We start from the raw sequence: 25,125 nt of genomic DNA on the forward strand, positions 1-25,125 counted from the left end.
TATGAAGGGCGGGGTCGAGGGGCAAGCGGCGGCCGCCGGGGGCGCGGGATCAGACGGTGCAGTCGACCCCCGTGAGGGTCTCGGATATCGACCAGAGCCGCCCGGCGGCGGCCGAGTCGCGGGCCTGCGCGGCGATGTCGGCCCGGGCAGGGTGGCCGTGCAGCTCCCAGATCCCGTCGGGACCGTAATAGGCGCCGCCCTCGGCCTCCGGCGCCGTGGCGGCGAAGAGCAGCGGCAGCGCGCCCCGCGCCGCGGGCTGGCCGATGACCGTGAAGATCAGGTGCCCGGCGAGGCGCTGCACGGGCCCGGCCCGGTCGCCGCGGCGGAACACGTCCGTCCGGGCGGCGCCGGGATGGGCCGGGATCGCGCGGATCGGCGCGCCCGCCACCTTGAGGCGCCGGTCGAGCTCGAGCCCGAACATCAGCATCGCGAGCTTCGACTGCCGGTAGGCCTTCTGCGGCCCGTAAGACTGCAGGAGCTGGAGATCGTCGAAGTGGATCCGCCCCGGCCGGTGGGCGAGGCTCGCCACCGGGACGATCCGGGAGGTCGCCCGCGCGGGGATCAGGGGCAGGAGCAGCCCCGTCAGCGCGAAATGGCCGAGATAGTTGGTGCCGAACTGGCGCTCGAACCCGTCCACCGTCTCCTCGCGCTTCGGCACGGCGGCGATGCCGGCATTGAGCAGCAGGATGTCGACGGGTCGCCCGTCCGCTCGGCACGCCGCGCCGAAGGCGCGCACGGAGGCGAGGCTCGCGGTGTCGAGGCGCTGGAAGGCCAGTCGCGCCTCCGGATGGCGGCGCCGGATCGACCCCATGGCGCGCTGCGCCTTCTCCCCGTCGCGGGCGGCGAGGGTCACGGAGGCGCCCGCCCCCGCGAGGGCGAGGGCCGCCTCGTAGCCGAGCCCGCTCGTCGCCCCCGTGACGATCGCGTGCCGTCCGGCCTGGCTCGGCATCTCGCGGATCGTCCACCGGGTCCGGGTCATCGTCGCTCGCCTCTCCGCTCCTCGGCTAATCCGCCGGGCGCGGGGTTGTTCGCGGCCGGACCGGCCCTCACGCGTCGGCGGGGCGGATCGCCTCGATCGCCGCGACCCCGCGGGCGGCGGGATCGCGCGCGGCCGGATCGGCGGCGGGCCCGCGCCGCCGGGCCCGGCAGGCCAGGGCCGCGAGGGCCAGGAGGCCGCCCGCCAGCACGTCCGGCAGGTAATGTCCGCCCGACCCGATGGTCGCGACGATCACGGCGGCGTTGAGCAGGACGACCAGGCGGCCCAGGAGCGGCACCGGCGCCAGCGCCCAGGCCGTCAGGATCGCGAGGCAGACGTGGAACGACGGGAAGGTCGCGAGGCCGCGCAGGTCGCCGAGCGCCAGCGTGTGCAGGGTCCCGGCCCGCAGCCGCGCCACCGGCTCCAGGTGCCAGAGCGCGCCGACCGTCTCGAGGGGCTCGGACGGGACGATTCGCGGGGCGTAGTGGGCGTAGGGTCCGAGCGCCGGCAGCAGGGCCGCGAGGACGATCACGCAGAGCAGCGTCGCGGCGAACAGCCGGATGTAGGTCCACAGCCGGCCGAGCCGGCGGGTCGCGCTCAGCGCGATCACCACGAGCCCGACCTGCGGGCCGCTGGAATGGTAGGCGAGCGCCAGCCACCACGACAGGGTCGGATGCCGTGCCAGGAAGGCCACGTGGCCGGTCCAGTCGAAGCCGAGTGCGGTCTCGATGCGGGCCAGCGCGGGATCGACGATGGGCAGCCCGATCCCGGCGGCGAGGAAATGCAGGACCGCCACCGGCACCGTGAAGGCGATGAGGAACGCGCTCGCCAGGGCCATGCCGCGCAGGGGCGGATCGGATTTCACCGTGCTCAGGCAGGCCGCGGCGATCAGCAGGACGAGGACGGCCAGGCCGGCGAGGCCGAAGCCCAGGGGCGCGGCGGCCATGCCGGAGGCCGCCATCCAGACGGCGTCGACCGCGACGATCGCCAGGGTAAGCGCCCAGAGGCGCGGGTCCGGGGCGGCGATTCCGGCGCTGTGCCGGTGCAGGAGACGCCACAGGGAGCGGGTGGGGCTTCGCGCGGGGAGGAGGGGCTCGTGGCCGGCGTGAACGACCCGGTCTGGACGCATGATCCGGCTCACCTCGCCCGACAGGGCCGACGCTTGGCCGCGACGATGCCCGGCCGTGACAGGAATAGACGTGCCGGCCGCGAAAGCTCGACCGGCGGATGGAGCGGGGTTGCGGCGGGGAAGGTTACCGGCCGGCGGCCGGGGCATCCCCGGTGGCGGGGGGCTTGCCGGTGCCGACCTCGCCCTCGGTCGGCGGCACGGCGGACGGATGCGTGACGGCCTCCGTCGCGGTCTTGCCCGGATCCTTCGTGTCGGCCGCCGGCTTGGGCGCGGTCTCGGCCGGAGCCGTCGTCCCGGCCCCGGAGCGATCCTGCGCCCAGGCCGCGGCCGGAAGGGCGGCCATCGTGGCGGCAGCGAGGAGAAGGGCGGGGATCGATCGGGTCAAGCGTGGCTCCGTCGCGCGGTCGGGCGTTCCACCGGCCCAACGGCTGGCCGCAGGCGTCGTTCCGGTGCGCTGTCCGGCGGACGGGCTCGAACTGGACGGGCCTGTATGGCGTGGGGCCGGTGCTGGACCGGCCGGGAGGTGACGGGTGGGTCCGGCCGAGCCGCACCCGATCCCGTCATCTCAGGTCCTCGCGGAGTCTGTACCCGCAGATCGCGCGCCGTAGCGCGCGGCCGGGGCTCTCACGCCTCCGCGGTGGCCTTCCGGCTCTTGCGGCTCTTGGTGGCCTTCGTGCCGCCGCCCGCATCCGTCGCGACGGCCTCGGCCGGCTCGCTCCGCTTGGCGGCCGGGCTGCGGCGCTTGTGGCCCAGGCCGGCGTTGCGGGCGAACTCGGCGCGCATCGCCGAGTAGTTGGACGCGGTCGTCGGATAGTCCGGCGGCAGCCCGTAGCGCTGCCGGTACTGCTCGATCGTCATGCCGTTGCCGGTCAGATGCCGCTTCAGCGTCTTGTACGGCTTGCCGTCGATGAAGCTGATCAGGGCGTCGGGCGTGATCGACTTCTTGATCTGGGCCGGCGTCGCCTTCTTGAATTCCGGCTCGGCCGAGGTCGTCGTCTGCCCGAGGCCGGCCAGCGCAGCATGGACGCCGGACAGGAGCGACGGGAGGTCGGGAACCGGAACGGAGTTGTTGGCGACATAAGCCGAAACAATATCGGCGGTCAGCTCGACGAAATCGATCGGGTCCTGATGCGGTGCAGGATTGCTATCTTCCATGGGCGCCTCTCGCGTGGGAGTGTTCCATGAACGTGGATTCGTTTCTCGCCAGTCAAGTCCTATCTGCACGAAGATAACCCATTGTGCCTGTTATCTACCGAATGGAGCGGCGAATACCAACATAGATCAGTGGGGATCTTCGTGGCGGATCTTTCCGCCACTGCGGCCCACCTCCCGGATGCCGGGCGTCGGCCGCCGGCACCGGCCTGGCGGGCCGGCGGCTTCAGAGAGCGTTAACCCTGCCATGGTCACTGGCAGGGTCGCTCCGGCTTTGGGGGTATGAAGCCGAACGACAGGCGGGCCGAGCCCTGCCCCTCCATGCTCGGCCCGCGCCCTCGCGCCGCGGCGACGCTCAGGCGTTGGCCGCGGTTCCGATCGGCGTGCCGATCGCGCCGCGCGTCCCGGGCGGGACGACAGCCTGCAGGACCCGCGCGGGGCCGGACGCGTAATCGGCGCGGTAGCTGCGCTCGAGGGTCATCAGCGTGCGCATCGGCGCCTCGGCCAGGTCGAGCAGGCGGGCGTCGCGCCAGCGGAGCTTCGTCAGACCGTTGCGGCTGAACCACCGCGGTCTCTCTTCTTCGACGAGCAGGACCAGCTTGCCCGTCCAGGTCTTGCGAAACCAGAACCGTCCCGTGAGCTTGGCCGCGCCGAACATGCAGCACCTCGCGTGAGAGCCCCTCAGCCCAACGCGGGTCAAGCTCGGCGGTTTCCCGCGGAGGCCCGTCGCCGGCACCGGGCCGGGACCGCAGCCATGCGCGGGTTACATGTGCAGTTACATGCCCGCGAGGGTCGGCGCCGCGACGCCGGGCTCCGTCCGCTCCCGAGATGGCGGCGAACCGCTCCGGGCGGGACTCATCCGCAGGTGCGGTCGCCCAGATCGCGGTCGCCCAGATCGCGGCCGGCCAGGGAGCGGCCGGTCAGGGCGCCGGTGGCGAGAGAGCGGTCGGCCAGGATCGCGAGCGGGCGGCCCGCGACGGCGCCGACGAGACCGGCCGCCGCCTTGACGAGGAAGTCGTCGAACCGGCCGTGGCGGGTTCCGGTGAGGGTCTGGCCGGCTTCCAGGCCGCCGGCCAGGACGACGCTGCCGGCCAGGATCCAGAGCCAGTGCCGCGGGTAGGCGATCGTCATGAGCAGCCCGGCCACCGCGTAGGCCGCGATGCGCTCGAAGCTGGGATTGGCCGTGACCACGGGGCGGAGGCCGATCGGCACCAGCGTGACCGCGGCGATCAGCGCCACCAGGATCCAGGCCGCGACCCGTATCAGGCCCTGCCACTGCGCGTTCGATCTCAGCATCGCGGAAACGTAACCTCACGCCGACGGCGGCCGCGTACAAGGGGCGCGCGCCGCCGCCCGTATCATACCGACGGCCGGGGACCGGAACATCTGATCATGCGTGGTATCCTGGTCGCGGCCGCCCTCTTCGCCTTCTCGGCGATCCCGCCCGCCATCGCGGCTAACCCGGCGCGGGACGTGCTCTGGGTGGCGCTGCAGGGCTGCCTGCTCGCCAAGAAGGCCGCGGGCCGGAGCTTTCCCTGCCTGGCGGTCGACCTCGGCGACGGTGGTGCCCGCCCGGGAACGGCGGTGCTGCGCGCGCCGGGCCAGCCCACCCACACGGTGGTGATGCCCACCGACAGCGTCTCGGGCATCGAGGCCCCCGTGCTCCAGGGGCCTCAAGGGGCGGCCTACTGGCGGGCGGCGCTCGCGGCCCGGCACTACGTGTCGGACGCGCTGCAGGGCCGGCTGGCCCCGTCGGCGGTCGGGCTGGAAGTCAACTCTGTGGGCGGTCGCAGCCAGGATCAGCTGCACATCCACCTCGACTGCATGCGCCGGAGCGTCGTGGCGGCCCTGAAGGCCCACGGCGACGCCGTCGGCGAGAGGTGGGCCCCGTTCCCGGTGCCGCTGGAGGAGGTGCCCTACGTCGCCCTGCGGGTCCCGGCGGACGCGGTGCCGGCGTTCAACCCGTTCGCGGCGCTGGCGCGCGTGCCGGGCTGGCAGGGCCACCTGCACGATGCCAGCTTCGCGGCGGTGGAGGCCGATCCCGGGGACCCGCGGGGCGGGATGATCCTCCTGGCCTACCGGGAGCCCGAGGCCAGCGCCGAATACCTCATGGATCACAGCTGCCGGATGGCCGTGCACTGGCGGTCCGGCTGACCGGCCGCCGCGTCGAGCCGCCGTCACTGTTGCTGCTACGTTCTATCCCGCCGGTGCGCGAATCGGGCATAGAGCGGCCATGCGCATGCCGGTGCTCAGCTTGTCCGCGATGCTTCTCCTGGTCACCGGACCTGCGATTGCCGGTCCGGCCGCCGGAGCGTCGGATCCGGCCGAGCTGGAGCGCGCCTGGCACCGCTGCCTGCGGGACGCGTCGGCGCATCAGCCCACGGGGCAGAGCCGCGCCGGCGACGAGCGCAACGCCCTCGACGAGTGCAAATCCCGCGAGGATGCCCTGGTGGCGGCCCTGATGGCCGGCTCCCGCCCGACGGACGCGCGCGCCGGCACGGTCTGGTCGCGGACCTGGGCGGCGTTCGCGGAACCGCTCACCGCCTGGTTCGGCGCGCTGCGGCGCTGAGGGCCGCGGTTCCTTCGGGCTGGCCGCGTCCCGGGTCGCAGGTCGGGCGCCGTGTCAGGCTCCGCCGATGCCCGTCGTCACCGTGCCGGTGCCCCTGCACTCGGAGCACTGCGCGTCGGCGACCTTGCCGGTGCCGCCGCAGGTCCTGCACAGGTTCTCGCCGGTGCCCGGCGTGCCGGGCGGGGCCTCGTCGCCGGGTTTGCGCGGATCGGTCTCGGCCATGCTGCCCTCTCCGAACACTCCATCCTGACCGGCAAACCGGGCGCGTCCCGCGCTGTTCCCGCGCTGTGACCGCTTCTGACCGCTTCGTGAGCGTCGCGCGGGCGGGGGGCTTCCGCGGCTTCGCACCGCGCGTGGACCGGCGAACCGCGGCCCGCGCGGGCCGTTGGCCGACCATGAGCGATCAGACCTCCAAGCCGCACCCGGATCCCGTCACCGAGGCGCGTCGGCGCGAGATGGCGACCGAGCATCTCCTGTTCGGGACGATCCGGTTTCTGGGGCGGCAACATCCGGACTTGCTGGACGAGCTCGAGGGCAGCCTCGCCCACCTGTGGGATCCGGTCGAGGGGGCGGCGCGGGACGACGAGGCCGTACGCGCCATCGCCCGGCGCATCCTCAAGGGGCTGCGAGCCGAACAGTGATCGGCCCGGCCCGGCTCACCGCTGGGCGGCGTCGGTCACCTTGATGGTCGGGATCATCGCCACGGCCTGCGCGGTCACGCGGTCGAACGTGTCTCCGGTCAGGCCGCGTTCCGTCGCGAGCTTCCGGATCCGCTCCGCGTGCTGCGAGAGGGTCAGGCCGAAATAGGTCTTCTCTGCCGTCTGTTCGACAGACTCGTTTGCCACGCCTTCGCTCCTGTTCATGGTTGGTGAGGGGCGCTGATTTGGGCCAAGGCGGCCGCGGCTTCAAGCCCCGGCCGCGGCCGGGGCCCCCCGGCCATGAACCGTCAACATAGCGGGGTCGTGCCCCGGCACGGCCGCTGCCGGCCCGGCCTCAGCGGCTGCAGCCGATGCAGATGCCGCGGGTGATCGCGTCGTTGCGCTCCTCGACGGCGTCCCGGCGCTCGATGCTGCCGGTCTCGTTCGGCCCGAGGGCGGTCGGGTTCGGTACGGTCTGGCCGGTCGCGGCGGTGTGGGGGGCCTTGGCGGTGCTCGCCGGGCCGCCGCCGGTCCCCGTCTGGCTCACGGGATCGGCCCAGGCCGTTCCGGAGGCCAGGGTCAGGGCGGCGGCCATGGCCAGAATCGCGGATCTGCGCATGTGAAGCTCCCAGGACTGCGTGCGTCAATCTGCGCAAAACCGACGCTTTCGCGCGCGAGAAGTTCCCACCCGCGCGCGCGATCGGCGCCGCCGCGCGAGGCATTCGGAGGCCGAATGCAGCGGTTCACCTTCGGGCGTAACGGCTAAGCCATTTTGAGAACTGTCTTCGAGTCCCGATCGGCGGATCGTGGTGCAGTAACATCCGGAGGCGTACGTCATGAACCCGACCGTCAAGGCCGTGCTGCTGAACGAGCGGGCCACCGTGATCTCGGCCATCGCGGCGCGTCAGGGCACCGTCTCCGACCTCCTGGTACAGATCAACGGCGTCGAGAATGACATCTGGCGGCTGCGCCACCGCCTCATCGACATCGAGGCGTACCTGGTCGGGCACCGCGTCGAACTGCCGGAGGTTGGCGACGGATCGACCGGGACCGCGGACGGGGCCGAGGCCCTGGTTCCGCGCAGTGCGCTGCCGCAGGCCGCGCCGCGGCCGGTCGAGGTGATCGGCCTGCCGGCCTGCAAGCCTCTCGGCGACTTCGTCCGTCCGAAGACCTCCGCGCGCAAGGGCCAGGCGGCAGCCGCGTCCCGCCAAGTGGAAACCGCCTGAGGTCGCGCGGGGATCACGCCCATGCACCGCATCCGCAACGGCTTTCGCCGCAGGTCCGTATCGCCGGCGCCGGCCCTGCCCGAGAGCCTGACGCGCTTCGTGTCGCAGCCGGCTCCAAAAGCCGGCTGGATCACCGCACCACTCTGGGACATCGCCGCGGCGCTGCTGGTCGGCGTCGTCGTCGCGCTCGTCGGCGGCCGGATCCTCGAAGCCTGGTAGCCGGTCCTGACTGGATCCCGGCCATGGCCTATGAGGATCGGTGAGGATCCCGAGGGGGTGGACGGATGGGCAACGGCGACGGCAGCGGCGCGCCGAGCGCGAAGATCGCGGAGGTTCAGCGCCTCGCCACGGCGCTCGCGGCGAGGGTGCGCTACGCGCAACTGGTGGGTCGGCCGGTCTACGAGGCGCAGATCTCCGCGCTGGTCGGCGCCGCGCGCCTGATGGACGAGGAGAAGGCATCCTGGCCGCCGATGGTGGAGGAGGTGCTGACCGAGCTCGCCCGCACGATCGAGGGAACCGGGCCCGCCGCGGAAGGCACGGCGGAAGATCTGGCGGATGACGTGCCCGGAGAGCCTTGAACGCACCGTTCCCGTCGCCACCCTTGTACCGGTCACCACGAGATCGAGGCAGGGACGCGATGGAGCATGACACGCCGGGGGCCGGCCGGACGGCCCGAACGATCGCCGAGAACGTCTATGCCGCCTATTGGCGCCAGGCCGCCGGCGCCGATCATCCGCAGATCGAGCAGACCTGCCTCGCACGTCTCGCCGAGGCGATCCGGCCCGAGATCCCGGGCGGATCGCCCGGCGCGATCATCGATGCGGCCAACGCCGTCCTCGATGCCATGGAGCAGCAGAACCCGGGTCTCCGGGGACCCCGCGTCAGCGCCCTGAACCGGGCGGATGGGACCGTCGGAATGGGTCGCGCCGGCGCCTGAGCCGGCCCGTTCGTCCTGGGCTCACGTCGGGACGTCCGCGCTCACGCGCGGCTCCCGGACGGCGTGGCCACCGGCTTCGCGCCGGATACGGGCCAGTTCGGGATAGGCCCGCATTCGGGCCCGGTTGACGGAGCCGAGGGGCCTGTGGGCCGCGAGGCTGTGGGAGACACAGAAGGACAGCGCCTCGTCGACATAGGCGCGCCGCGCGGCGCTGAACGCGTCCTGTCGCGGGAAGCGGAGCCGGGCCACCGTCTGGTAGGGGCTCTCCACCTCCGGCCACGCGACGCTGGCATCTTCCACCGGCATCCGCCTCAGGTCGGTGCAGAGCTGAACGCGGACGTCGAAGGTCGCGTCATGCTCGCGCAGATAGCCAACCGTCGCGGTGCGCAGTACGTCCGCATCGCTTGCGCTGTCGAGCGTCGCGTCCGCGAGGGCCCGCTGGGCGGGGCCGACCGGGACGACGGCGAGCTTGGCGATGTAGTCGCCGAACCGCAGCGGAGTCTGCGAGAAATAGGCTTCCGCCAGCGGGTGCACCCGGGGATGCCCGAAGAAGTCCAGCAGGGCGCTGCCGGCGCCGATCGTCCCGAGGGCGGCGTTCCCGGCCCTCGAGACCGTCGAGACCGCCGCCTTGACCCCGTCCGGGATCTGCGAGCCGTGCTCGAGCGCCCGGTGGTTGGCGAGGAACTGCCGAGCGGTCCCGGCCGCGAAGCGAGGGCCGCTGTCGAGCACGAAGTCCTGAGTCACCTCACCCGCGTGCCCGGGCAGCATCGCGCCCGGGACGCCGATGACCTTGAAGGAGAGGCCGCGCTGCGTGGCGACCGCGTCCGAGGCGATCTCGCCGGGCACGTTGGCGAGGCGGGCGACGATCGGGTAGCGCGCCGGTCGCGCGAATAGGCCTTGCCGGAGCCAGGGCGGCAGGTTCGGCAGCACCTCGAGTTCGCCCAGAGCGGCGCCGTGCAACTTGCCGTGCGAAGCGCGCACGGGACGTCCGAAGATCTTCAGGTTGCGTCCGTGCAGCCGCGTCTGCGAGGCCAGGATCTGCGCGATCGTCTCGTTCTCGTCCGCGTCGATCGTCTCGACCGCGGAACTGTAGCGCACGTAGGAGAGGTCGGCCGGGCTGCGCGGCGCCCGGCGTCGTCTGTCGCGCGCTTTCAGCCAGATGGCGGCATCCAGCACGACGATGGGCGCCACCGCCAGGGCCGCCGCCAGGGTGCGGTTGCGCCGCGGATTCGCCGGCGTGGCGCGTGCCGCCAGCAGGGCGGCATCGAGGAGATCCCCGCCCACCCGCAGGCCGAGATGCTGCTCCGGCTCGTCGGCAGCCAGGATGGCGGCGCCCGATGCGATCTCGCGCAGGCCGTAGAGCTGGATCAGATTCTCGTGGCCTTCGAGCCCGGTCGCGGCGGCGAGGCGGCGTGGCGCGAAGGTCTCGGCCAGACCGAGTCCGATCCCGAACCAAGCCAGCCCGCGGGCCATCAGCCTGTCATTCATCTGCAATCCTGCTCTGCGCGGCCGCCGGTCCATGTCTGGCCAACCGAGCGGTCCCGGCCCTGTTCCGGGTGGATGCGGGACCGGAACTTCAGGGCGAAGGGCCGATTGATCAGGTAGCCGACACGCAGATCCGCGCCCGTCGCCGTCCTGCGATGATCGCTTCCGGTCGCAGTCTCTCAATCCGCCTTCGTCGGGAAGTCGATGGCCGCATGATCCTGAGCCTGCAGGCCGTGCAGGTCGCGACCGGCAGCGACGATGCTGAGAGTCAGCTCGTCTTCGCCGACGGGTTTCTGGTCGCGGTCCTGGTCCGTCTCTCGGCGCAGCACGACGCGGATGCCGGAAAATGGTTCCTGGAAGCCGGGTTCGGCCCGATCGAACCCGTCGTGCCGCCGCTCTTCCCGGACCTGTCAGCGGCCCGGGCCTGGATCATGCGGCAGTTGATCGCCGCAGCCTGACTGCGACGGCAGCAGTTCTCAGGACGGCTCTCCGAGCCAGCGGAGGGAGCGTCTGAGGCGCGCCGTACCGTCCGTGGCGAACCAGTGGCCGTGTGCGAATACGACCCGCTCGGGTGCCAAGCCGACGAGATCCGCTGCCGCCCGCGCGGCGTCGCGCCGCCGGAGCTTGATCACGAGGCGCAGGTAGGGGGGCGGCTCACCGTGCGGCGGCGTCATGCGGGCGAGGCGCAGGAACGGACGCAGGGGCGCCGGCATCTTCGCGGGTTCCAGGTTGAGGACAAGGTCCGTCAGGATCAGGGTGCGGCTCGCGCCGTGGAAGAACGCGACCTCCCGGAACCCGAAGCCGCCCGGCACGACGAGCTGGCGCAGGTCCGCCGCCCAGTCGGGGGGCGCTGTATCCTCAAGATCCCGGTCGATGCGCAGACCGGAGCGGCGAACCTGACGGCGCTGGCGCAGGTTCGGTGCTGCCCAGGTCAGAGCCTCCGGACACTGGGCCTGCCACTCCTTCAGGAAGGTCCAGTGGGCGATGTTGGGCGCCACCAGATGCCGGATCGGTCCCAGCGCGGCGATCTCGCGGAACAGACTCATGTCGAAGCGCGTCGGCGAGTGCAGCCAGATCGCGCCGTCCGCAAGCCGGACGACGGTCATGCGGACCGGCAGGGGAATGCCGAGGGCGCGCAGCGGCCCGCTATCGACGATCCAGACGCCGTCGGCCACCGGCTTGAGCACGTCGAGGGGCGGATAGGTCGCTTCGGGCAAATCCCGCTCTCTTCCACGGCCGCGGGACGGCCCCGCACCTGTGCAACAGCGGAGCCGCGGCGGATTTCCCGGATCGATCGCCGCAGGCGCGGTGCGCCTCACGCCCGCGCGCAGTCGGGCGCCACCGGCTCCAGCGGCGAGACCGGAACGGCGCGCAGCAGCGCGATCACGAGGCCGAGGATCGTCAGCACGTCGCAGGTCAATCCGAAGACCGAGCCCACCAGGAGGTTGTGCCCGGCCCAGCACAGGGAGGCGCCGAGGAAGAGCTGGCGCATCGTCTGCGGCGCCGCCTGAAGGCGCGCCCCGGTGGCGAGCAGCGCGCCCATCGCGGCGCAGGCCGACGGCCACCCGTTCCACGTGACCAGCGTCAGGTAGGCCGCCGCGAGGGTGCTCGCGGCGAAGACGGGCGGGACCCAGCCGCTCCGGCCGGGTGCGCCGACGCAGCGGAGGGAGACGAGGCTCTGCAGCACCGAGATGGCGCACATCGCCGTCCCGGTGAGCGCCCCGAGCGTCAGGTAATGCGCGCCGAAGCAGGCGGCACAGGCCGCCGAGGCCGCAAGGATCCAGGCCCGCCGCGGCATCACTCCGGCAGTAAAGCCCAGGATCAGGCCCAGGGACCCAAACAGATCGAGGTGCGTCGCGGCGGCGGCGGACCAGGAATACAGGTAAGATGCGGCGTTCATCGTGCGCGACCGGCCGGCGCGGGGGCGCCGTTTCAGTCGATCGCGCTAGGATCGCACGGTAATCGGTTGGTTAACGCGGTCCCCGGTGACGATCACGACGCGGCGAGCGTGGCCGCGCTGCCGCACCGCGATCCCCTATTCCTCAGGCCGCGCGAATGCCCCCGACCTCCCGATCGTCCGGCCGAGATCCGGGCCCTGTCCGTGTAAGTATTTGGCGGGCTTACGATCTCGAGCGACTCGAATTAACATATATTAAGCGTGCGGTTGACCGTGTTCGGCAGGGAACAATGCCTGCGGCCTCCGGTTTCCCGGGCATTCAAGTCGGAACGTCACCTCGGCCGATCGGGTGGGGGTGGGCGTGCGCGCCCGATACCGATGGTGTGAACCTACGCTCACATGCAGCTCCCCACGAATGACGAGCATCATCCCGTCGCCGCACGGTTCCGGGACTTCATCCAGCACGCACCATTTCCCTGCGTCGGCGCCAAATCTGCCCTCTCGCGCGGCCAGATGAAGATCGTGGTCGCCCGCGATATCACCTCCGACCGGGACGATGCCCGCATCTATCCGGCCCTGCTCGCCTTCATCTGTCGGTACCGCGCGCAGCCGAACCTGTTTCAGAGCTTCGCGGTTCTGTTCGAGGGACCGCGCACGCTCTCGGAGGAGGCCTTCGAGACGGCGCTGTGGCAGCGGGTCCAGTCGCTCTCCGACACCGACCGGTGCCTCGGACAGGCCTACGATCCCCGCGTCGCCTCCGACCCGGACGATCCGCATTTCACGCTGAGCCTCGGCGGCCAGGGTTTCTTCCTGGTCGGGCTGCATCCCGGGGCGAGCCGCCGGGCCCGGCGCTTCGAGACGCCCGCCCTGGTGTTCAACCTGCACGACCAGTTCGAGCGGCTGCGCGCCGAGGGCCGCTACGAGCGCCTGCGCGCGGCGATCGTCGACCGCGACGCCGCCTGGGCCGGGACGATCAATCCCATGCTCGCCGACCACGGCGAGAGTTCGGCGGCCCGGCAGTTCAGCGGGCGCGCCGTCCCCGACGACTGGGCCTGCCCGTATCGACGCGGCGAGGGGACGCCGACCTGGGACGCGCAGCAGGTCGCCGTCGATCTCGCATCGGGCGCCTTCGTGATGCGCCAGATGGACAGCTGAGGGCCGACAGATGACGCGTTCCGTTCCGTTTCCCCAGGATGAAGAGGCGGTGCTGTCGCTGGCGCGCGCGCTGCGCGAGACCGGCTACACCTTCACCACGGTGACGCCGGCCACCCATGCCCACGTCAACGCCCGGCCGCGGAACGCCGAGGCCCGGAGCCTGCGCGACGTGTTCGGCTGGAGCCGGCCCTTCCGGACCGATCTGCTCCCTGAACCGATCCTGCGCCCGATGCGGGCGGCCGGCGCGGTGATCGAGGACGGCCCGCTGCTGCGGCCGTCGATCCGGTTCTCTGGCCTCGACGGCGAGCTGTTCGCCCATTCCGCCTATCCCCCGAGCGCGGCCGACGCGGTGTTCTTCGGTCCCGACACGATGCGCTTCGCCGCGGCGGTGATCGCGCATCTCGAGGCGCGGTCGCGGCCGGTGCGCCGTGCCGTCGACATCGGCTGCGGGTCGGGCGCGGCCGGGATCTGCATCGCCAAGAGGGCGCCGGGCGCGGAGGTGGTGCTCGTCGACATCAACCCGGCGGCCATGCGGGCGGCGCGCGTCAACGCCCGGCTCGCCGGCACCGACGGGGTCCATGTCCGCCGCAGCGACATGCTGCGCGACGTCGAGGGCGCGTTCGACCTCATCGTGTCGAATCCGCCCTTCATGATCGACACGGCGGAGCGGGCCTACCGGCACGGCGGCGGCCCCCTCGGGGCCGGGCTGTCACTCGCGGTGGCCGAGCAGGCGGTGGAGCGGCTCGCCCCCGGTGGCAGCCTCGTCCTGTTCACCGGCGCGGCGATCGTCGACGGAGCGGATCCCTTCCGCGACGCCGTGGCCGAGCTCTGCGGCCGGGCCGGGCTGGACTGGACCTACCGCGAGTTCGACCCGGACGAGTACGGCGAGGAACTGGCGACCGCCGCCTACGACGCGGTCGAGCGGCTCGCCCTGGTCGTCCTGACCGCCACGCGCCCGGTGACCCGGCCATGACCGACACCTTCCTCCAGGACGTCCTCGCGGGCCTGGCCGCCGAGCCGAAGACGCTGCCGGGCAAGTATCTGTGGGACGAGACCGGCTCAGACCTGTTCGACAGGATCTGCCACAGTGCCGACTACTACCCGACCGCGCAGGAGATGACAGTCCTCCCGCAGGTCGCCGCCGACGTGGCGCGCCGGGTGGCGCCGGGCGTGACGGTGGTGGAGTTCGGGAGCGGCGCGAGCCGCAAGATCCGCACGCTCCTCGACGCGCTGGCCGATCCGGCGGCCTACGTGGCCATCGACATCTCGGGGGCCTATCTGGAGGCCGCGATCCGGCGGCTCGCCGCGGATTACCCCGACATCCCGATGACGCCGGTCTGCGCCGACTATTCGAAGCCGGTGCAGCTGCCCCGCGCGGCCGGGCCGGGCGGCATCCTGGGCTTCTATCCGGGAACGAGCATCGGCAATTTCGATCCGCGCGAGGCCCGGCTGTTCCTCGAGCGCGCGCGCGCGACGCTCGGGCCAAGCCTGTTCCTGGTCGGCGCGGACGGCACCACCGATCCGGACCGGCTGCAGCGCGCCTACGGGCGCGCGGACGGCCTGATGGCCGCGTTCCACCGCAACATCCTGACGCGCCTGAACCGGGAGCTCGGGGCCGATTTCGACCTCGACAATTTCCGGCACGCCGTCCGGATCTGCCCGGACCCGCTGCGGGTGGAGGCCCACCTCGTCGCGACGCGGCCCGCCACATACCGGCTCGGTGATCGGACCATCGCGTTCGCGGCCTCCGAGAGCATCCGGACCGACACGTCGCACAAGTATCCGGCCGACGCCTTCCGGGCGCTCGCGGTCGAGAGCGGCTGGCAGCCCCGCGCCCACTGGACGGCCGAGGGCGGCGACTTCAACCTCCACCTGCTGCAGGCGGAGGCCTGACCGGGCTGTACTACGCGGCCTCGATCGGCGCGTGCTTGCCGTCGTGGGCGGTGCCGGCGTCCAGGCTCCGCGTCTCGCCGGCGCGGCTCTGGTCCCGGGCCGGCGGCGGGTAGTCGGTCAGCGGACGCCAGGGGGCCGCCGGAGTTCCGAGGCGCGCGCCGGACGGCCGCAGCGCCATCCAGATCGCGACGGCCATCCAGGGGACGACGAAGAAGACGAAGGCGGCGAGCCCCACGGCGATCCTCCACAGAACGGTGCTGCCGGGAGAACGCGGCAACCGCGGGCGCGGATCCGCCGCCGACGCTACGGGGCCGGCCGGTCCGCGGCCTCCCGGTCGGGGGCCGCGTCGCCGGCCGGCAGGACGAGGTCGCCCAGCGCCACCCGCACCGAGTCGAGGCCGTCGACCCCGTGCATCAGGGCGATCTCCCCGCGCTGCGCGTGGCGGATCGCCTGCGCCATGATCCGCAGGCGCAGGTCGGACGCCCGGTCCATCGCCGCGTCGGTCATCTGGATCGCGCCGGCATGGTGGAAGGTCATGAGCGCCACGAACTGCGCGTCGAAGGCCGCGCCGGTCATCCCGCGCAGCGTCGCGATCTGGCCGGGTTCCAGCATGCCCGGCATCGACGCCGCCTCCGCGGGGGCGCAGATCTGCGACGCGGCGCCGAACCAGCTGCGCCACCACTGATCGAAGACCGCGATCTCGCCGGTCTGGGCGGCGGCGATCAGGCGGGCGAGGGCCCGGAGATGCCCGTCCTGCGCGCGCGCGGCCCCGAGCCCGGCGAGGTCGATCCCCTGCCGGTGGTGGGCCATCATGCGCCGCATGTAGTCCTGGTCGAAACCCGGGTCGCCGCCCGTCCAGGCGATCTCCCGGCCCTGCCAGCCGAGGAGGGCGAGCGCCCCGAGGGCGCCCGCGCCGAGCAGCGCGCCCCCGCCCCAGCCGGCCGCGAAGCGGCGATGCGGCGAGGGGCGGCGCCCCGCCACGGCGTCCCGCAGGTACGGGAACAGCGGGTAGAGCGAGGCCGAGGTGACGTGGACGAGGAAGCCGATCCAGTAGGGCTGCTCCAGGGAGAAGATCGGCTGCCGGAACGGCAGCATTGGGACGAGGACCAGCCACTCGGTCGCCGAGGTGAGGAGCGCCCAGGCCGGCGCGATCAGCACGAGCGTCCAGGGGCCGAGGCGGCCGGTCCAGCGCGCGAGCAGGCCGAAGAACACCAGGGCCCAGGAGAAGTCCGCCCACTGATGGAACAGGATGCCGGCGAGGATCACCGGCCAGGACGGATCTGCCTGGAGGGCGCCGTCGCGCAGGGGGATCGTGGCGACCACCATCCAGTCGACGGCGGCGTCCCGGCCGATCCGGGCCGCCGTGACCTGGCTGACCAGGGTCGAGAAGGTGCTGCTGAGCAGGCCGAGCAGCATGGCGGCGCGCCAGGTGATCCCGGCCCCGCTCGACCAGAGGCGTCGTAAGTTCCGGCGCACGCGCTGCCCCGCTCGTGATCCGAGTCGCCATACGGGGCCGGGGCCGGGCGGGCGATAGCCTATGTTGGAAACGCCGCCTCTGTACCGCCGGAGCGGGGCCGGCGGGGGGATCGGGCCTGGAGCCCGGCGCGGGCAGAACCTACAAGGATGGGCCGCTCAGCCGGACCCCCGGACCTGATCGGCGGTCCCGCCGGGCGCGACCCGCAGCGCCGGGTCCGGACACCGTCGCGGCGACGCGCCGCCCGCTGGAGCGAGCAATGGCAGATCTTTCCGGAAAGACCGTCCTGGTCACGGCGGCGGGACAGGGCATCGGGCGCGCCAGCGCGCTCGCCTTCGCCCGCGCCGGGGCGCGGGTCCACGCCACCGACATCAACGCGCAGGCCCTCGCCGACCTGCGCGCCGACGACCTGAGCACCGCGACCCTCGACGTGCTGGACGCGGACGCGGTCGAGGCCCTGGTCGCGCGCATCGGCGCGGTCGACATCCTGTTCAACTGCGCCGGCACCGTGCACGCCGGCACCATCCTGGAGATGCGCGACGACGAGCTCGACTTCGCCGTCGACCTCAACGTCAAGGCGATGATCCGCACGATCCGGGCGGTCCTGCCCGGCATGCTGGAGCGCCGCGACGGCGCCATCGTCAACATGGCCTCGGTCGCCTCCTCGGTGAAGGGCGTGCCCAACCGCTTCGCCTACGGGGTGACGAAGGCGGCGGTGATCGGCCTGACCAAGGCGGTGGCCGCCGACTATGTGGGCCACAACATCCGCTGCAACGCCATCTGCCCCGGCACGGTCGAGAGCCCGTCGCTGCAGGAGCGCATCCGCCAGCAGGGCGACTACGAGCAGACCCGCGCGGCCTTCATCGCCCGCCAGCCGATCGGGCGGCTCGGCACACCCGAGGAGATCGCCGACCTCGCCGTCTACCTCGCGGGCGCGACCTACACGACCGGCCAGGCCGTCGTGATCGACGGCGGCTGGACGATCTGATCGGGCGGGCTTCAGAACCCGGCGACCAGGCCGACGCCGCCGATCATCAGGGCGCCGCCCAGGACGCGCCACAGGCCGGCCTCGTGGACCTTGAAGCCCACCAGACCGAAATGGTCGAGCAGGATCGACGTGACCACGCCCGCCGTCACGATCAGCCCGAGGAAGGTGGCGGCCCCGATCCGCTTGGAGAGGGCGAGCTGCGCCATCGTCAGGCCCGCGCTCATCAGGCCGCCGAGCCAGGCCCACCAGGGCACCTGCGCGAGGCGGTCCAGCCCCGGCAGGCCGTACTGCCCCGTCACCAGCATGGCGGCGGAGATCGTGGCGATGCTGACGACGAGGCTCACCACGCCGGCGAGCAGCGGCCGCGCGAGGGACTTGGCGAGGCCCGCGTTCTGGCCCGGCTCGATCGCGGTGGCGATGCCCGCGAGCAGCGCGAAGCCGTAGAGGAAGAGCATGGGGGAATCCTGAGGGTGCGAGGCGTGCGGATGGACGGGCCCGTCAGAACACCGCCACGAGGGCGACGCCCGCGATCATCAGCGCGCCGCCGAGGATGCGCCAGCGGCCGGCGCGGTGGCGCTCGAAGCCCACGAGTCCGTAGTGATCGAGGATGATGGAGCCGACCACGCCCGCCGTGATCACGCAGCCCAGGAACGGCGCCGCGCCGACCTTCTCGGAGATGTAGAGCTGCGCCAGGACGACCGCGGCGCCGAGGACGCCGCCGGGCCAGGCCCACCACGGGACGTGCGTGGCCGCCTCGGCCGGTGCCCGGCCGCGCAGCCGGGCGACGATCATGGCGACGAGGAAGCAGGCGATCGCCAGCCCGAAGCAGAACAGGCCCGCGAGCATCGGCTGCCCCGTGACCTTCGCCAGCGTGGCGTTCTGGCCCGGCTCGATGGCGTTCGCGACGCCGGCCAGCAGGGCGAGGCCGTAGAGGTACCACTTGGACACGGCGGAGCATTCCAGGGGAGGGGCGGTCCGCACCCGGACGGGGCGGTCTGCTGCCAAACCCGCCGCCGTGCCGAGTGACTGCATCACATCCGCGCTGCGCGGCGGGACAGATCGCCCCAGGGCCCGGGCGCGGCCGGGGCCGCGCGGGGAGGGGACGGCGCGGCCCGGGCCGCGCGGGGAAGGGACGGCGCGGGAACGTTTCCGGCCTCTCGCGTGCTGTGTGTATGGCAGCCCGAGTGGATGATGGACGCCCGCAGCCCGACGATCACGCCGACGACGCAGGAGCGTCAGGCCGAGCTGACCCTGCGCGGGATCGCGCTCGGCGCGGCCATCACCGTCGTGTTCATGGCCGCCAACCTCTACATGGGCCTGAAGACCGGGATGACGTTCTCGTCCTCCATCCCGGCCGCGATGATCTCGATGGGCGCCTTCCGGCTGATGGGCGGCGCCGGCATTCTCGAGAACAACATCGTGCAGACGCAGGCCTCGGCGGCCGGCACCCTGTGCAACGTCATCCTGGCGCTGCCGGGCCTCGTCCTCGTCGGGCACTGGCACGGTTTCCCGTTCTGGCAGACGACGGCGGTCTGCCTGCTGGGCGGGCTGCTCGGCGTCGCCTTCTCGATCCCGCTCCGCCGCGCCCTCGTGTCGGGCAGCGATCTCCCCTATCCCGAGGGCATCGCCGCCGCGGAGGTGCTCAAGACCGGCCACGAGGAGGAGGGCGGCCACGGCCTGCGCGACCTGCTCGGGGCCGCCGCGGCCGCCGGCACGATCGGGCTCGCCACGACGGGGCTGAAGGTCCTGGGCGAGGGCCTCAACGGGGCGGTCAGCCTCGGCGGCGCGGTGTTCCGCACCGGGACCGGCTTCTCGCTGGCGCTGGTCGGCGTCGGCTACCTCGTGGGCATCGGCGCCTGCCTCGCGCTGCTGACCGGCGTCCTGATCGCCTGGGGGATCGCGGTCCCGATCCTCACCGCCCTGTCGCCCGACCCCGGGAAGTCCGCGGGCGCGGCCGCCGAGGCGATCTGGTCGGGCCAAGTGCGCCTCATGGGCGCCGGCATCATCGCGGTGGGCGGGCTCTGGACCGTAGGCTCGCTGGCGCGCCCGATCTTCGGAAGCATCCGCGCCGCCCTGTCGGGCAGCGGCGGCCTCGGCAAGGATCACCCGCGCGAGGAGCGCGACCTGCCGATCACCTGGGTCGCCGCCGCGACGCTGGGCCTGTGCGTGCCGCTCGCAATCCTGTTCGGGTTCTTCGCCGCGCCGGCCGACCTCGGCGGCCTGATGATCGTGCTGGCGGTGGCCGCCACCCTGTTCACCATCCTGTTCGGTTTCCTGATGGCGGCGGCCTGCGGCTACCTCGCGGGCCTGCTGGGCTCCTCGTCCAGCCCGATCTCGGGGATCGGCATCCTGACCACGATGGCGACCGCGCTGCTCCTGCCCCTGATCCTGGGGCATTCCGCCGGGCCCGAGGGGGACCGGTTCGTCACCGGCATGGCGCTGCTGCTGACATCCGTGATCATCACCACCTCGTCGATCGCCAACGACAACCTGCAGGACCTGAAGACCGGGCAGGTGCTGGGCGCCACGCCCTGGCACCAGCAGGTCGCGCTCATCCTCGGCGTCGGGGTCGGGGCCGTGGTGATCGCCCCGCTCCTGGCGCTGCTCTACGAGGCCTACGGCTTCGTCGGCGCCCCCGCGCGCGACGGGCAGGATGCGGGGAGCGCGATGCCGGCGCCCCAGGCCGCGCTGATGACCCAGATCGCCAGCGGCATCACGCACAGCGAGCTGCCCTGGAGCATGGTGCTGATCGGCGCCGGGCTCGGCGTGGTCCTGGTGGCGGCCGAGACCTGGCTGAAGCGGCGCAACCTCACCTTCCCCGCGCTGACGGTCGGGATCGGCATGTACCTGCCGCTCTCGGTGGAGATGACGATCGCCATCGGCGGCATCCTCGGCTGGATCGCCGAGCGCCGGCTGCGCGCCCGGCTCGGCGCCGGGGGCGACGCGAAGGGGAACGCCAGCAGGACCGCGAAGGGTAACGCGAGGGCCGACAGGGCGGTGGGGGCCGCCCGTCGCCGGGGCGTGCTCCTCGCGTCCGGGTTCCTCGTCGGCGAGAGCTGCGTCGGCGTGCTGCTCGCCGGCACCGATCTCCTGGCGGGGCACAGTTCGGCGATCGCCATCGCCGGCAAGGGTTTCGCGCCCTACGCCACGGGGCTCGGCCTCGCCGTGTTCCTGGCGGGGCTCGCCGTCTACCTGCGGATGGTCTCGACACCGGACGCGGCCCCGCGGGGGTCGTGACGGATCCGCCGGGTCGCCGGCCGGTTTCCCCGCAGGGCGCCGTCCTCCGCGCGGGCGGGACGAGGCCGTCCGGACGACACGACGCTCACGGATGTCGCGCGCCCCGCGGCGCCGCCCCGCGCCCGCCACGCCGGCGGCGCTCGCGGCCTCGGCATCCGCCACGCTGGAGTTGCGCATGAGAGCGGCTGACACCCGGGAGCGCGCCTTCCCCCTGAGCGCCGGCATCCTGTTCGGGCTCGGCCTCGGCGGCTTCTTCGACGGGATCGTGCTGCACCAAGTCCTGCAATGGCACCACATGCTGAGCAGCTGGTACCCGATCGACACGATCCCGAATCTCGAGCTGAACACCCTCTGGGACGGCATCTTCCACAGCGCGACCTACGTCTTCGTGGTCCTCGGACTGTTCATCCTCTGGCGCGCCGCGCACCGCACGCATCTGTACTGGTCCAGCAAGCTGCTCGCCGGGTCGCTCCTGATCGGCTGGGGCCTGTTCAACCTCGTCGAGGGCGTGGTCGACCACGAGATCCTCGGCGTGCACCACGTCAACGAGCTGACGCCCCGGGATCAGTGGCTGTACTGGGACCTCGGCTTCCTGGTCTGGGGCGGCGCCATGCTGGCCGCGGGCCTGGGCCTCGTGCTGGTCGGCCGCGGAGAGGAGGCGTCCCTGGCGCGGAGACCCGCGTGAGGGCCGCCGGTCCCGGCCTCCGCCCGGTCCTGCCCTGGCTCGCCCTCGCGGCCGGCCTGATCCTCGCCACCCTGCCGGCCTGGCGGCCCCTGATCTTCGGGACCGCGCTCACCGTCGAGGATCTGCTCACACTGCGCTGCCTGACGCGCTGATCCGCGCGCCCCGGCCCGGGCCGGTCAGGCCCCTGCTCAGCCCCCCTCGGCCGCCTCGCCGAGCAGCGTCCGGACGAACCGGCGGGTGCGCGGGTCGGCCGGCCGGGCGAAGACGTCCGCGGCCGCGCCCTGCTCGACGATATGCCCCCCTTCCAGGAACACCACCGTGTCGGCGACGCGCCGCGCGAGGCGCAGGTCGTGGGTCGCCATCAGCATGGTCGTGCCCTCGCCCGCGAGGCCGGCGAGCACGTCCACCACCTCGGCGGCGAGTTCCGGATCGAGGGCCGAGGTCGGCTCGTCGCAGAGCAGCAGGCGCGGGGAGGGGGCCAGCGCCCGGGCAATCGCCACCCGCTGCTGCTGGCCGCCCGACAGGCTGGCGGGCCAGTCCGCGGCCTTGTGGGCGAGGCCGACGCGCTCCAGCAGCTCCAGGGCCCGCGCCCGGGCGCGGGCCTGCGGCCACTTGCCGACGGTGACGAGCCCCTCGGTGACGTTCTCCAGCACCGTGCGGTGGGGGAAGAGCTGGAAGTTCTGGAACACCATCCCGGTCTGCCGGCGCACGGCGAGCACGTCCCGCCGCGCCGGCGGGCTGCCTGGCCGGAAGGTGAGGCGGATCTCGCCGAGGGTCAGCGTCCCGGCCTGCGGCACCTCCAGCAGGTTCGCGCAGCGCAGGAGCGTCGACTTGCCCGAGCCCGACGGGCCGATCAGCGCCGTGACGCGCCCCTCCGGCACCGCGAGGTCGACGCCGCGCAGGACCGGGTTGTCGCCGAACCGCTTCTCGATGGCCGACAGGGCGATCACGCGCGGGCCTCCAGGTAGCCGCCGTAGCGCCCGAGGCGCCGCTCCAGCAGCGTCTGGAGCCAGGACAGCAGCGTCGACAGGACGAGGTAGATCAGCGCCACCTCGATGTAGAGGATCAGCGGCTCGTAGGTGACGGCGACGATGCGCTGGGCCGCCTGGAACAGCTCCGGGACCGTGATGGCGGCCGCGAGCGAGGTGTCCTTCACCAGCGCGATGAAGGAGTTGGCCAGCGACGGCACCGCCACCCGCGCCGCCTGGGGCAGGATCGTCCGGCGCAGGGCCTGGAACGGCGTCATGCCGGTGGCGTAGGCCGCCTCCCACTGCCCCTTCGGGATGGAGGCGATGGCCGCGCGGACGATCTCCGACGTGTAGGCGCCGACGTTGAGGGTGAACCCGATCACGGCGGCCGGGAAGGCGTCGATCAGGATGCCGGCGCTCGGCAGGCCGTAGAAGATCACGAACAGCTGCACGAGGAGCGGCGTGCCCCGGAAGATCCACACGTAGAGCCACGCCAGCGCGGCCAGCGGCCGGGGCGCGAACAGGCGCACGAGGGCGGTCCCGAGCCCGAGCGCGAGGCCCAGCGCGAAGGCGATGAGCGTCAGCGGCACGGTGAAGCGCAGGCCGGCCGCGAGCAGCGGCCCCAGCGACTGGAGCATGAGGTCGAGCCAGTGCGGCACGGGGCGGCGTCTCCTACCGGGCGGATCGAGCGACGGGCTGTGCGGGGCCGGCGCCCGGGCGGGCGCGCTGCGGACGGATTACTTGGAGACGTCGGCCCCGAAGTACTTCTGGGCGATCGCCGCGTAGCTGCCGTCGGCCTTGATCGCCTCCAGCGCCTTGTCGATCGCGGCCTTCAGCGCCGGGTTGTTCTTGCGCATGATGATCCCCGAGGCGTCCGCGTCGGCCTGCTCGGCGGCGATCTTCACGGGGGCGCTCGGCTTCTGCTTGTGGAAGTCCAGGAACGACAGGCTGTCGTTCACGGTGGCGTCGGCGCGGCCGGTGAGGACGAGCTGGACCGACTGGTCGAAGCCGTCCGTCCCGACGAGCTCGGCGCCGGACTGCTCGGCGAGGCGCGCGAAGTTGCTGGAGAGGCTCTGGGCGGCCTTCCTGCCCTTGAGGTCGGCGAAGGACGTGATGTCGGACCGGTCCGCCCGCGTGATCAGCACGGCCCGGGCGCGGATGTAGGGCTCGGAGAAGTCGAACTTCGCCTGCCGCTCCTTGGTGATGCCGACCTGGTTGATCACCACGTCGTAGCGCTTGCCGTCGAGACCGGCGATCAGCCCGTCCCACTTGCCCTCGAGGAATTGCGGCGCGACGCCCAGCTGCTCGGCGACCTTGCGGCCGATCTCGACGTCGAAGCCGACGAGCTGCCCGGACGCGTCGTGGAACGTGAAGGGCGCGTAGGTGCCCTCGGTGCCGATGCGCAGGGTCTTGGCGGCGCGAATCGCGTCGAGATCGTCGGCCTTCGCGGGCGCGGCGAAGGGCGAGGCGGGGGCGGCGCCGAGGAGCGCCGCGACGACGAGCGCCGCGACGCGGCCGGCAGAGAAGATTCGCATTACAGTAGCTCCGAAAAGAAAACGCTGTTCTCGTGCGGCCGCCGCGCGCGATCTCGGCTGTCGATGGACAAAGCAAAGAAGAGCTCGGCCGTACAGGAAAGTCGGTGCGCTTGTCGACAGCTTGGTCGGTTCGATCCGGCCCGCGCCAGGATAGAGGCCGCGTGCTAAGAGGCGCCCGGATCCCGCCCGCGGACACGGCCGTCCGCCGGGACGCGCGATCCCGGCAGGAGGACCGCGCATGACTTCGCCCGCCCACGCCTATCGCGGCGTCTTCCCGGTCGCCCCCACGGTCTTCGACGCCGCGGGCGCCCTCGACCTCGACGGGCAGCGCCGGGCCGTCGACTTCATGATCGACGCCGGCAGCCAGGGGCTGTGCATCCTGGCGAACTTCTCGGAGCAGTTCGTCCTCACCGACGACGAGCGCGAGCGGGTGATGGACGCCGTGCTGGACCACGTGGCCGGCCGCGTGCCGGTGATCGTGACGACGACGCACTTCGCCACGCAGGTCTGCGCCGCGCGCTCGCGCCGCGCCCAGGAGGCCGGCGCCGCGATGGTCATGGTCATGCCGCCCTATCACGGCGCCACGATCCGCGTGTCGGAACTCGGCATCTTCGACTTCTTCCGCGCGGTCTCGGACGCGATCTCCATCCCGATCATGATCCAGGACGCGCCGGTGGCGGGCACGCCGCTCGGGGCACCGTTCCTGGCGCGCATGGCCCGGGAGATCGCGAACGTCGCCTACTTCAAGATCGAGACCGCGGGCGCCGCGTCCAAGCTCCGCGAGCTGATCGCGCTGGGCGGCGACGCGGTCGCGGGCCCCTGGGACGGCGAGGAGGCGATCACCCTGATGGCCGACCTCGACGCCGGCGCCACCGGGGCGATGACCGGCGGCGGGTACCCGGACGGCATCCGGCAGATCACCGACGCCTACGCGGCGGGCCGCCGGGAGGAGGCGATGGACGCCTACGCGCGCTGGCTGCCGCTGATCAACTACGAGAATCGGCAGTGCGGCCTGCTCGCCTGCAAGGCGCTCATGGCCGAGGGCGGGGTGATCGCCCACGAGACCGCGCGGCTGCCGATCCAGCCCCTGCACCCGGCGACGCGGGCCGGCCTGATCGAGCTCGCCCGCCGGAACGACGCGCTGGTCCTGCGCTGGGGGCGCTGAGGCGGGGGGCCACGGG

At 72.7% G+C, this 25,125-nt stretch carries 35 protein-coding genes; 16 read left to right on the forward strand and 19 right to left on the reverse strand.

Annotated elements, in window-relative coordinates:
• Nucleotides 1-49: 49 nt before the first annotated feature.
• The 6 genes from MOTC310_RS10490 to MOTC310_RS10515 all read right to left on the reverse strand — a co-directional run bounded on the left by MOTC310_RS10490 (nt 50) and on the right by MOTC310_RS10515 (nt 4,553).
• Complete coding sequence (locus MOTC310_RS10490; protein ID WP_331301726.1) at nt 50-979, reverse strand: oxidoreductase; 930 nt, start codon at nt 977-979, stop codon at nt 50-52.
• 67 nt (nt 980-1,046) lie between these two features.
• Entirely contained in the window at nt 1,047-2,105 is a 1,059-nt protein-coding gene (locus MOTC310_RS10495) for a phosphatase PAP2 family protein (protein WP_331301727.1), read from the reverse strand.
• Between the two features lie 124 nt (nt 2,106-2,229).
• Nucleotides 2,230-2,490 carry a hypothetical protein gene (locus MOTC310_RS10500; RefSeq protein WP_331294497.1) on the reverse strand — a complete coding sequence of 87 codons (261 nt, stop codon included), beginning with the start codon at nt 2,488-2,490 and terminating at the stop codon, nt 2,230-2,232.
• 239 nt (nt 2,491-2,729) lie between these two features.
• Nucleotides 2,730-3,260, reverse strand: a complete 531-nt coding sequence (locus tag MOTC310_RS10505; protein WP_331294498.1) for a Ros/MucR family transcriptional regulator — start codon at nt 3,258-3,260, stop codon at nt 2,730-2,732.
• 352 nt (nt 3,261-3,612) lie between these two features.
• Nucleotides 3,613-3,915 carry a hypothetical protein gene (locus MOTC310_RS10510; RefSeq protein WP_331294499.1) on the reverse strand — a complete coding sequence of 101 codons (303 nt, stop codon included), beginning with the start codon at nt 3,913-3,915 and terminating at the stop codon, nt 3,613-3,615.
• A gap of 197 nt (nt 3,916-4,112) precedes the next feature.
• The gene (locus tag MOTC310_RS10515) at nt 4,113-4,553 is read right to left on the reverse strand and encodes a hypothetical protein (protein ID WP_331301728.1); all 441 of its coding nucleotides are present in this window, start codon (nt 4,551-4,553) and stop codon (nt 4,113-4,115) included.
• A gap of 96 nt (nt 4,554-4,649) precedes the next feature.
• Between MOTC310_RS10515 and MOTC310_RS10520 the strand changes: the two genes are divergently transcribed.
• Nucleotides 4,650-5,411: a CDP-diacylglycerol diphosphatase gene (locus MOTC310_RS10520; RefSeq protein WP_331301729.1), complete on the forward strand. Its 762-nt coding sequence runs from the start codon at nt 4,650-4,652 to the stop codon at nt 5,409-5,411.
• A gap of 109 nt (nt 5,412-5,520) precedes the next feature.
• A complete protein-coding gene (locus MOTC310_RS10525; protein ID WP_331302218.1) occupies nt 5,521-5,826 on the forward strand; it encodes a hypothetical protein in 306 nt (101 codons plus the stop codon).
• Nucleotides 5,827-5,880: 54 nt separating this feature from the next.
• On the opposite strand, the gene MOTC310_RS10530 is transcribed toward MOTC310_RS10525, so the two are convergent.
• A complete protein-coding gene (locus MOTC310_RS10530; RefSeq protein WP_273561291.1) occupies nt 5,881-6,048 on the reverse strand; it encodes a hypothetical protein in 168 nt (55 codons plus the stop codon).
• A 173-nt stretch (nt 6,049-6,221) separates the two neighbouring features.
• On the opposite strand from MOTC310_RS10530, the gene MOTC310_RS10535 reads away from it, so the two are divergent.
• A complete protein-coding gene (locus tag MOTC310_RS10535; protein ID WP_331294503.1) occupies nt 6,222-6,467 on the forward strand; it encodes a hypothetical protein in 246 nt (81 codons plus the stop codon).
• Between the two features lie 15 nt (nt 6,468-6,482).
• On the opposite strand, the gene MOTC310_RS10540 is transcribed toward MOTC310_RS10535, so the two are convergent.
• A complete protein-coding gene (locus MOTC310_RS10540; RefSeq protein WP_331294504.1) occupies nt 6,483-6,671 on the reverse strand; it encodes a hypothetical protein in 189 nt (62 codons plus the stop codon).
• 148 nt (nt 6,672-6,819) lie between these two features.
• A complete protein-coding gene (locus MOTC310_RS10545) occupies nt 6,820-7,083 on the reverse strand; it encodes a hypothetical protein (RefSeq protein ID WP_331294505.1) in 264 nt (87 codons plus the stop codon).
• Nucleotides 7,084-7,300: 217 nt separating this feature from the next.
• Here MOTC310_RS10545 and MOTC310_RS10550 point away from each other — a divergent pair, with 217 nt between their 5' ends.
• The 4 genes from MOTC310_RS10550 to MOTC310_RS10565 all read left to right on the forward strand — a co-directional run bounded on the left by MOTC310_RS10550 (nt 7,301) and on the right by MOTC310_RS10565 (nt 8,627).
• Entirely contained in the window at nt 7,301-7,690 is a 390-nt protein-coding gene (locus MOTC310_RS10550; protein WP_331301730.1) for a hypothetical protein, read from the forward strand.
• Between the two features lie 21 nt (nt 7,691-7,711).
• Nucleotides 7,712-7,909 carry a hypothetical protein gene (locus MOTC310_RS10555; RefSeq protein ID WP_331301731.1) on the forward strand — a complete coding sequence of 66 codons (198 nt, stop codon included), beginning with the start codon at nt 7,712-7,714 and terminating at the stop codon, nt 7,907-7,909.
• A gap of 65 nt (nt 7,910-7,974) precedes the next feature.
• On the forward strand, nt 7,975-8,268 hold the full coding sequence (locus MOTC310_RS10560) for a hypothetical protein (RefSeq protein WP_331294508.1): 294 nt from the start codon (nt 7,975-7,977) through the stop codon (nt 8,266-8,268).
• Between the two features lie 59 nt (nt 8,269-8,327).
• Entirely contained in the window at nt 8,328-8,627 is a 300-nt protein-coding gene (locus MOTC310_RS10565) for a hypothetical protein (RefSeq protein WP_331301732.1), read from the forward strand.
• A gap of 21 nt (nt 8,628-8,648) precedes the next feature.
• Here MOTC310_RS10565 and MOTC310_RS10570 read toward each other — a convergent pair whose 3' ends face one another.
• Nucleotides 8,649-10,115: a catalase family protein gene (locus tag MOTC310_RS10570; RefSeq protein ID WP_331301733.1), complete on the reverse strand. Its 1,467-nt coding sequence runs from the start codon at nt 10,113-10,115 to the stop codon at nt 8,649-8,651.
• 68 nt (nt 10,116-10,183) lie between these two features.
• Between MOTC310_RS10570 and MOTC310_RS10575 the strand changes: the two genes are divergently transcribed.
• On the forward strand, nt 10,184-10,570 hold the full coding sequence (locus MOTC310_RS10575; protein WP_331301734.1) for a hypothetical protein: 387 nt from the start codon (nt 10,184-10,186) through the stop codon (nt 10,568-10,570).
• A gap of 18 nt (nt 10,571-10,588) precedes the next feature.
• On the opposite strand, the gene MOTC310_RS10580 is transcribed toward MOTC310_RS10575, so the two are convergent.
• Nucleotides 10,589-11,329, reverse strand: coding sequence for a DUF4336 domain-containing protein (locus MOTC310_RS10580; RefSeq protein ID WP_331301735.1), 741 nt, complete (start codon nt 11,327-11,329; stop codon nt 10,589-10,591).
• 98 nt (nt 11,330-11,427) lie between these two features.
• Nucleotides 11,428-12,012 (reverse strand): YgjV family protein, encoded by a 585-nt coding sequence (locus tag MOTC310_RS10585; protein WP_331301736.1) that lies wholly within the window; start codon nt 12,010-12,012, stop codon nt 11,428-11,430.
• A 396-nt stretch (nt 12,013-12,408) separates the two neighbouring features.
• Between MOTC310_RS10585 and gntA the strand changes: the two genes are divergently transcribed.
• The 3 genes from gntA to egtD are packed head-to-tail and all read left to right on the forward strand — an operon-like array spanning nt 12,409 to nt 15,057.
• A complete protein-coding gene (gntA, locus tag MOTC310_RS10590; RefSeq protein WP_331301737.1) occupies nt 12,409-13,164 on the forward strand; it encodes a guanitoxin biosynthesis heme-dependent pre-guanitoxin N-hydroxylase GntA in 756 nt (251 codons plus the stop codon).
• Between the two features lie 10 nt (nt 13,165-13,174).
• On the forward strand, nt 13,175-14,137 hold the full coding sequence (locus tag MOTC310_RS10595) for a class I SAM-dependent methyltransferase (RefSeq protein ID WP_331301738.1): 963 nt from the start codon (nt 13,175-13,177) through the stop codon (nt 14,135-14,137).
• Nucleotides 14,134-15,057: an L-histidine N(alpha)-methyltransferase gene (gene egtD / locus MOTC310_RS10600; protein ID WP_331301739.1), complete on the forward strand. Its 924-nt coding sequence runs from the start codon at nt 14,134-14,136 to the stop codon at nt 15,055-15,057. Before MOTC310_RS10595 ends, egtD begins: the two co-directional genes overlap by 4 nt.
• A 10-nt stretch (nt 15,058-15,067) precedes the next feature.
• Here egtD and MOTC310_RS10605 read toward each other — a convergent pair whose 3' ends face one another.
• Nucleotides 15,068-15,292 carry a hypothetical protein gene (locus tag MOTC310_RS10605; RefSeq protein WP_331294517.1) on the reverse strand — a complete coding sequence of 75 codons (225 nt, stop codon included), beginning with the start codon at nt 15,290-15,292 and terminating at the stop codon, nt 15,068-15,070.
• A 68-nt stretch (nt 15,293-15,360) separates the two neighbouring features.
• Nucleotides 15,361-16,533, reverse strand: coding sequence for a DUF305 domain-containing protein (locus tag MOTC310_RS10610; RefSeq protein ID WP_331301740.1), 1,173 nt, complete (start codon nt 16,531-16,533; stop codon nt 15,361-15,363).
• A gap of 257 nt (nt 16,534-16,790) precedes the next feature.
• Between MOTC310_RS10610 and MOTC310_RS10615 the strand changes: the two genes are divergently transcribed.
• Nucleotides 16,791-17,519: an SDR family oxidoreductase gene (locus MOTC310_RS10615; protein ID WP_331301741.1), complete on the forward strand. Its 729-nt coding sequence runs from the start codon at nt 16,791-16,793 to the stop codon at nt 17,517-17,519.
• An 11-nt stretch (nt 17,520-17,530) separates the two neighbouring features.
• Here MOTC310_RS10615 and MOTC310_RS10620 read toward each other — a convergent pair whose 3' ends face one another.
• Nucleotides 17,531-17,974, reverse strand: a complete 444-nt coding sequence (locus MOTC310_RS10620) for a DMT family transporter (RefSeq protein WP_331294520.1) — start codon at nt 17,972-17,974, stop codon at nt 17,531-17,533.
• 43 nt (nt 17,975-18,017) lie between these two features.
• On the reverse strand, nt 18,018-18,467 hold the full coding sequence (locus MOTC310_RS10625) for a DMT family transporter (protein WP_331301742.1): 450 nt from the start codon (nt 18,465-18,467) through the stop codon (nt 18,018-18,020).
• A gap of 243 nt (nt 18,468-18,710) precedes the next feature.
• Between MOTC310_RS10625 and MOTC310_RS10630 the strand changes: the two genes are divergently transcribed.
• The 3 genes from MOTC310_RS10630 (at nt 18,711) to MOTC310_RS10640 (ending at nt 21,593) form a co-directional block, all read left to right on the forward strand.
• Complete coding sequence (locus MOTC310_RS10630) at nt 18,711-20,756, forward strand: OPT family oligopeptide transporter (protein WP_331302219.1); 2,046 nt, start codon at nt 18,711-18,713, stop codon at nt 20,754-20,756.
• 175 nt (nt 20,757-20,931) lie between these two features.
• Nucleotides 20,932-21,441, forward strand: a complete 510-nt coding sequence (locus MOTC310_RS10635; protein WP_331294522.1) for a DUF2243 domain-containing protein — start codon at nt 20,932-20,934, stop codon at nt 21,439-21,441.
• Complete coding sequence (locus tag MOTC310_RS10640; RefSeq protein ID WP_331294523.1) at nt 21,438-21,593, forward strand: hypothetical protein; 156 nt, start codon at nt 21,438-21,440, stop codon at nt 21,591-21,593. The genes MOTC310_RS10635 and MOTC310_RS10640 overlap by 4 nt, the downstream gene beginning before the upstream one ends.
• 36 nt (nt 21,594-21,629) lie before the next feature.
• Here MOTC310_RS10640 and MOTC310_RS10645 read toward each other — a convergent pair whose 3' ends face one another.
• The 3 genes from MOTC310_RS10645 to MOTC310_RS10655 all read right to left on the reverse strand — a co-directional run bounded on the left by MOTC310_RS10645 (nt 21,630) and on the right by MOTC310_RS10655 (nt 23,944).
• Nucleotides 21,630-22,391 (reverse strand): amino acid ABC transporter ATP-binding protein, encoded by a 762-nt coding sequence (locus MOTC310_RS10645; protein WP_331301743.1) that lies wholly within the window; start codon nt 22,389-22,391, stop codon nt 21,630-21,632.
• Nucleotides 22,388-23,068 carry an amino acid ABC transporter permease gene (locus MOTC310_RS10650; RefSeq protein WP_331294525.1) on the reverse strand — a complete coding sequence of 227 codons (681 nt, stop codon included), beginning with the start codon at nt 23,066-23,068 and terminating at the stop codon, nt 22,388-22,390. The genes MOTC310_RS10645 and MOTC310_RS10650 overlap by 4 nt, the downstream gene beginning before the upstream one ends.
• 78 nt (nt 23,069-23,146) lie before the next feature.
• The gene (locus MOTC310_RS10655; protein WP_331301744.1) at nt 23,147-23,944 is read right to left on the reverse strand and encodes an amino acid ABC transporter substrate-binding protein; all 798 of its coding nucleotides are present in this window, start codon (nt 23,942-23,944) and stop codon (nt 23,147-23,149) included.
• Between the two features lie 238 nt (nt 23,945-24,182).
• On the opposite strand from MOTC310_RS10655, the gene MOTC310_RS10660 reads away from it, so the two are divergent.
• Nucleotides 24,183-25,109: a dihydrodipicolinate synthase family protein gene (locus tag MOTC310_RS10660; RefSeq protein ID WP_331301745.1), complete on the forward strand. Its 927-nt coding sequence runs from the start codon at nt 24,183-24,185 to the stop codon at nt 25,107-25,109.
• Nucleotides 25,110-25,125: the final 16 nt, after the last annotated feature.

Source organism: Methylobacterium oryzae (assembly GCF_036441375.1).
Taxonomy (GTDB): Bacteria; Pseudomonadota; Alphaproteobacteria; order Rhizobiales; family Beijerinckiaceae; genus Methylobacterium; species Methylobacterium oryzae_A.

Coding starts and splice junctions, on each gene's coding strand:
- MOTC310_RS10490 (WP_331301726.1), bottom strand. CDS start 979: ATGACCCGGACCCGGTGGACGATCCGCGAGATGCCGAGCCAGGCCGGA.
- MOTC310_RS10495 (WP_331301727.1), bottom strand. CDS start 2,105: ATGCGTCCAGACCGGGTCGTTCACGCCGGCCACGAGCCCCTCCTCCCC.
- MOTC310_RS10505 (WP_331294498.1), bottom strand. CDS start 3,260: ATGGAAGATAGCAATCCTGCACCGCATCAGGACCCGATCGATTTCGTC.
- MOTC310_RS10510 (WP_331294499.1), bottom strand. CDS start 3,915: ATGTTCGGCGCGGCCAAGCTCACGGGACGGTTCTGGTTTCGCAAGACC.
- MOTC310_RS10515 (WP_331301728.1), bottom strand. CDS start 4,553: ATGCTGAGATCGAACGCGCAGTGGCAGGGCCTGATACGGGTCGCGGCC.
- MOTC310_RS10520 (WP_331301729.1), top strand. CDS start 4,650: ATGCGTGGTATCCTGGTCGCGGCCGCCCTCTTCGCCTTCTCGGCGATC.
- MOTC310_RS10525 (WP_331302218.1), top strand. CDS start 5,521: ATGCTTCTCCTGGTCACCGGACCTGCGATTGCCGGTCCGGCCGCCGGA.
- MOTC310_RS10530 (WP_273561291.1), bottom strand. CDS start 6,048: ATGGCCGAGACCGATCCGCGCAAACCCGGCGACGAGGCCCCGCCCGGC.
- MOTC310_RS10535 (WP_331294503.1), top strand. CDS start 6,222: ATGAGCGATCAGACCTCCAAGCCGCACCCGGATCCCGTCACCGAGGCG.
- MOTC310_RS10545 (WP_331294505.1), bottom strand. CDS start 7,083: ATGCGCAGATCCGCGATTCTGGCCATGGCCGCCGCCCTGACCCTGGCC.
- MOTC310_RS10550 (WP_331301730.1), top strand. CDS start 7,301: ATGAACCCGACCGTCAAGGCCGTGCTGCTGAACGAGCGGGCCACCGTG.
- MOTC310_RS10555 (WP_331301731.1), top strand. CDS start 7,712: ATGCACCGCATCCGCAACGGCTTTCGCCGCAGGTCCGTATCGCCGGCG.
- MOTC310_RS10560 (WP_331294508.1), top strand. CDS start 7,975: ATGGGCAACGGCGACGGCAGCGGCGCGCCGAGCGCGAAGATCGCGGAG.
- MOTC310_RS10565 (WP_331301732.1), top strand. CDS start 8,328: ATGGAGCATGACACGCCGGGGGCCGGCCGGACGGCCCGAACGATCGCC.
- MOTC310_RS10570 (WP_331301733.1), bottom strand. CDS start 10,115: ATGAATGACAGGCTGATGGCCCGCGGGCTGGCTTGGTTCGGGATCGGA.
- MOTC310_RS10585 (WP_331301736.1), bottom strand. CDS start 12,012: ATGAACGCCGCATCTTACCTGTATTCCTGGTCCGCCGCCGCCGCGACG.
- gntA (WP_331301737.1), top strand. CDS start 12,409: ATGCAGCTCCCCACGAATGACGAGCATCATCCCGTCGCCGCACGGTTC.
- MOTC310_RS10595 (WP_331301738.1), top strand. CDS start 13,175: ATGACGCGTTCCGTTCCGTTTCCCCAGGATGAAGAGGCGGTGCTGTCG.
- egtD (WP_331301739.1), top strand. CDS start 14,134: ATGACCGACACCTTCCTCCAGGACGTCCTCGCGGGCCTGGCCGCCGAG.
- MOTC310_RS10615 (WP_331301741.1), top strand. CDS start 16,791: ATGGCAGATCTTTCCGGAAAGACCGTCCTGGTCACGGCGGCGGGACAG.
- MOTC310_RS10620 (WP_331294520.1), bottom strand. CDS start 17,974: ATGCTCTTCCTCTACGGCTTCGCGCTGCTCGCGGGCATCGCCACCGCG.
- MOTC310_RS10630 (WP_331302219.1), top strand. CDS start 18,711: ATGGACGCCCGCAGCCCGACGATCACGCCGACGACGCAGGAGCGTCAG.
- MOTC310_RS10635 (WP_331294522.1), top strand. CDS start 20,932: ATGAGAGCGGCTGACACCCGGGAGCGCGCCTTCCCCCTGAGCGCCGGC.
- MOTC310_RS10655 (WP_331301744.1), bottom strand. CDS start 23,944: ATGCGAATCTTCTCTGCCGGCCGCGTCGCGGCGCTCGTCGTCGCGGCG.
- MOTC310_RS10660 (WP_331301745.1), top strand. CDS start 24,183: ATGACTTCGCCCGCCCACGCCTATCGCGGCGTCTTCCCGGTCGCCCCC.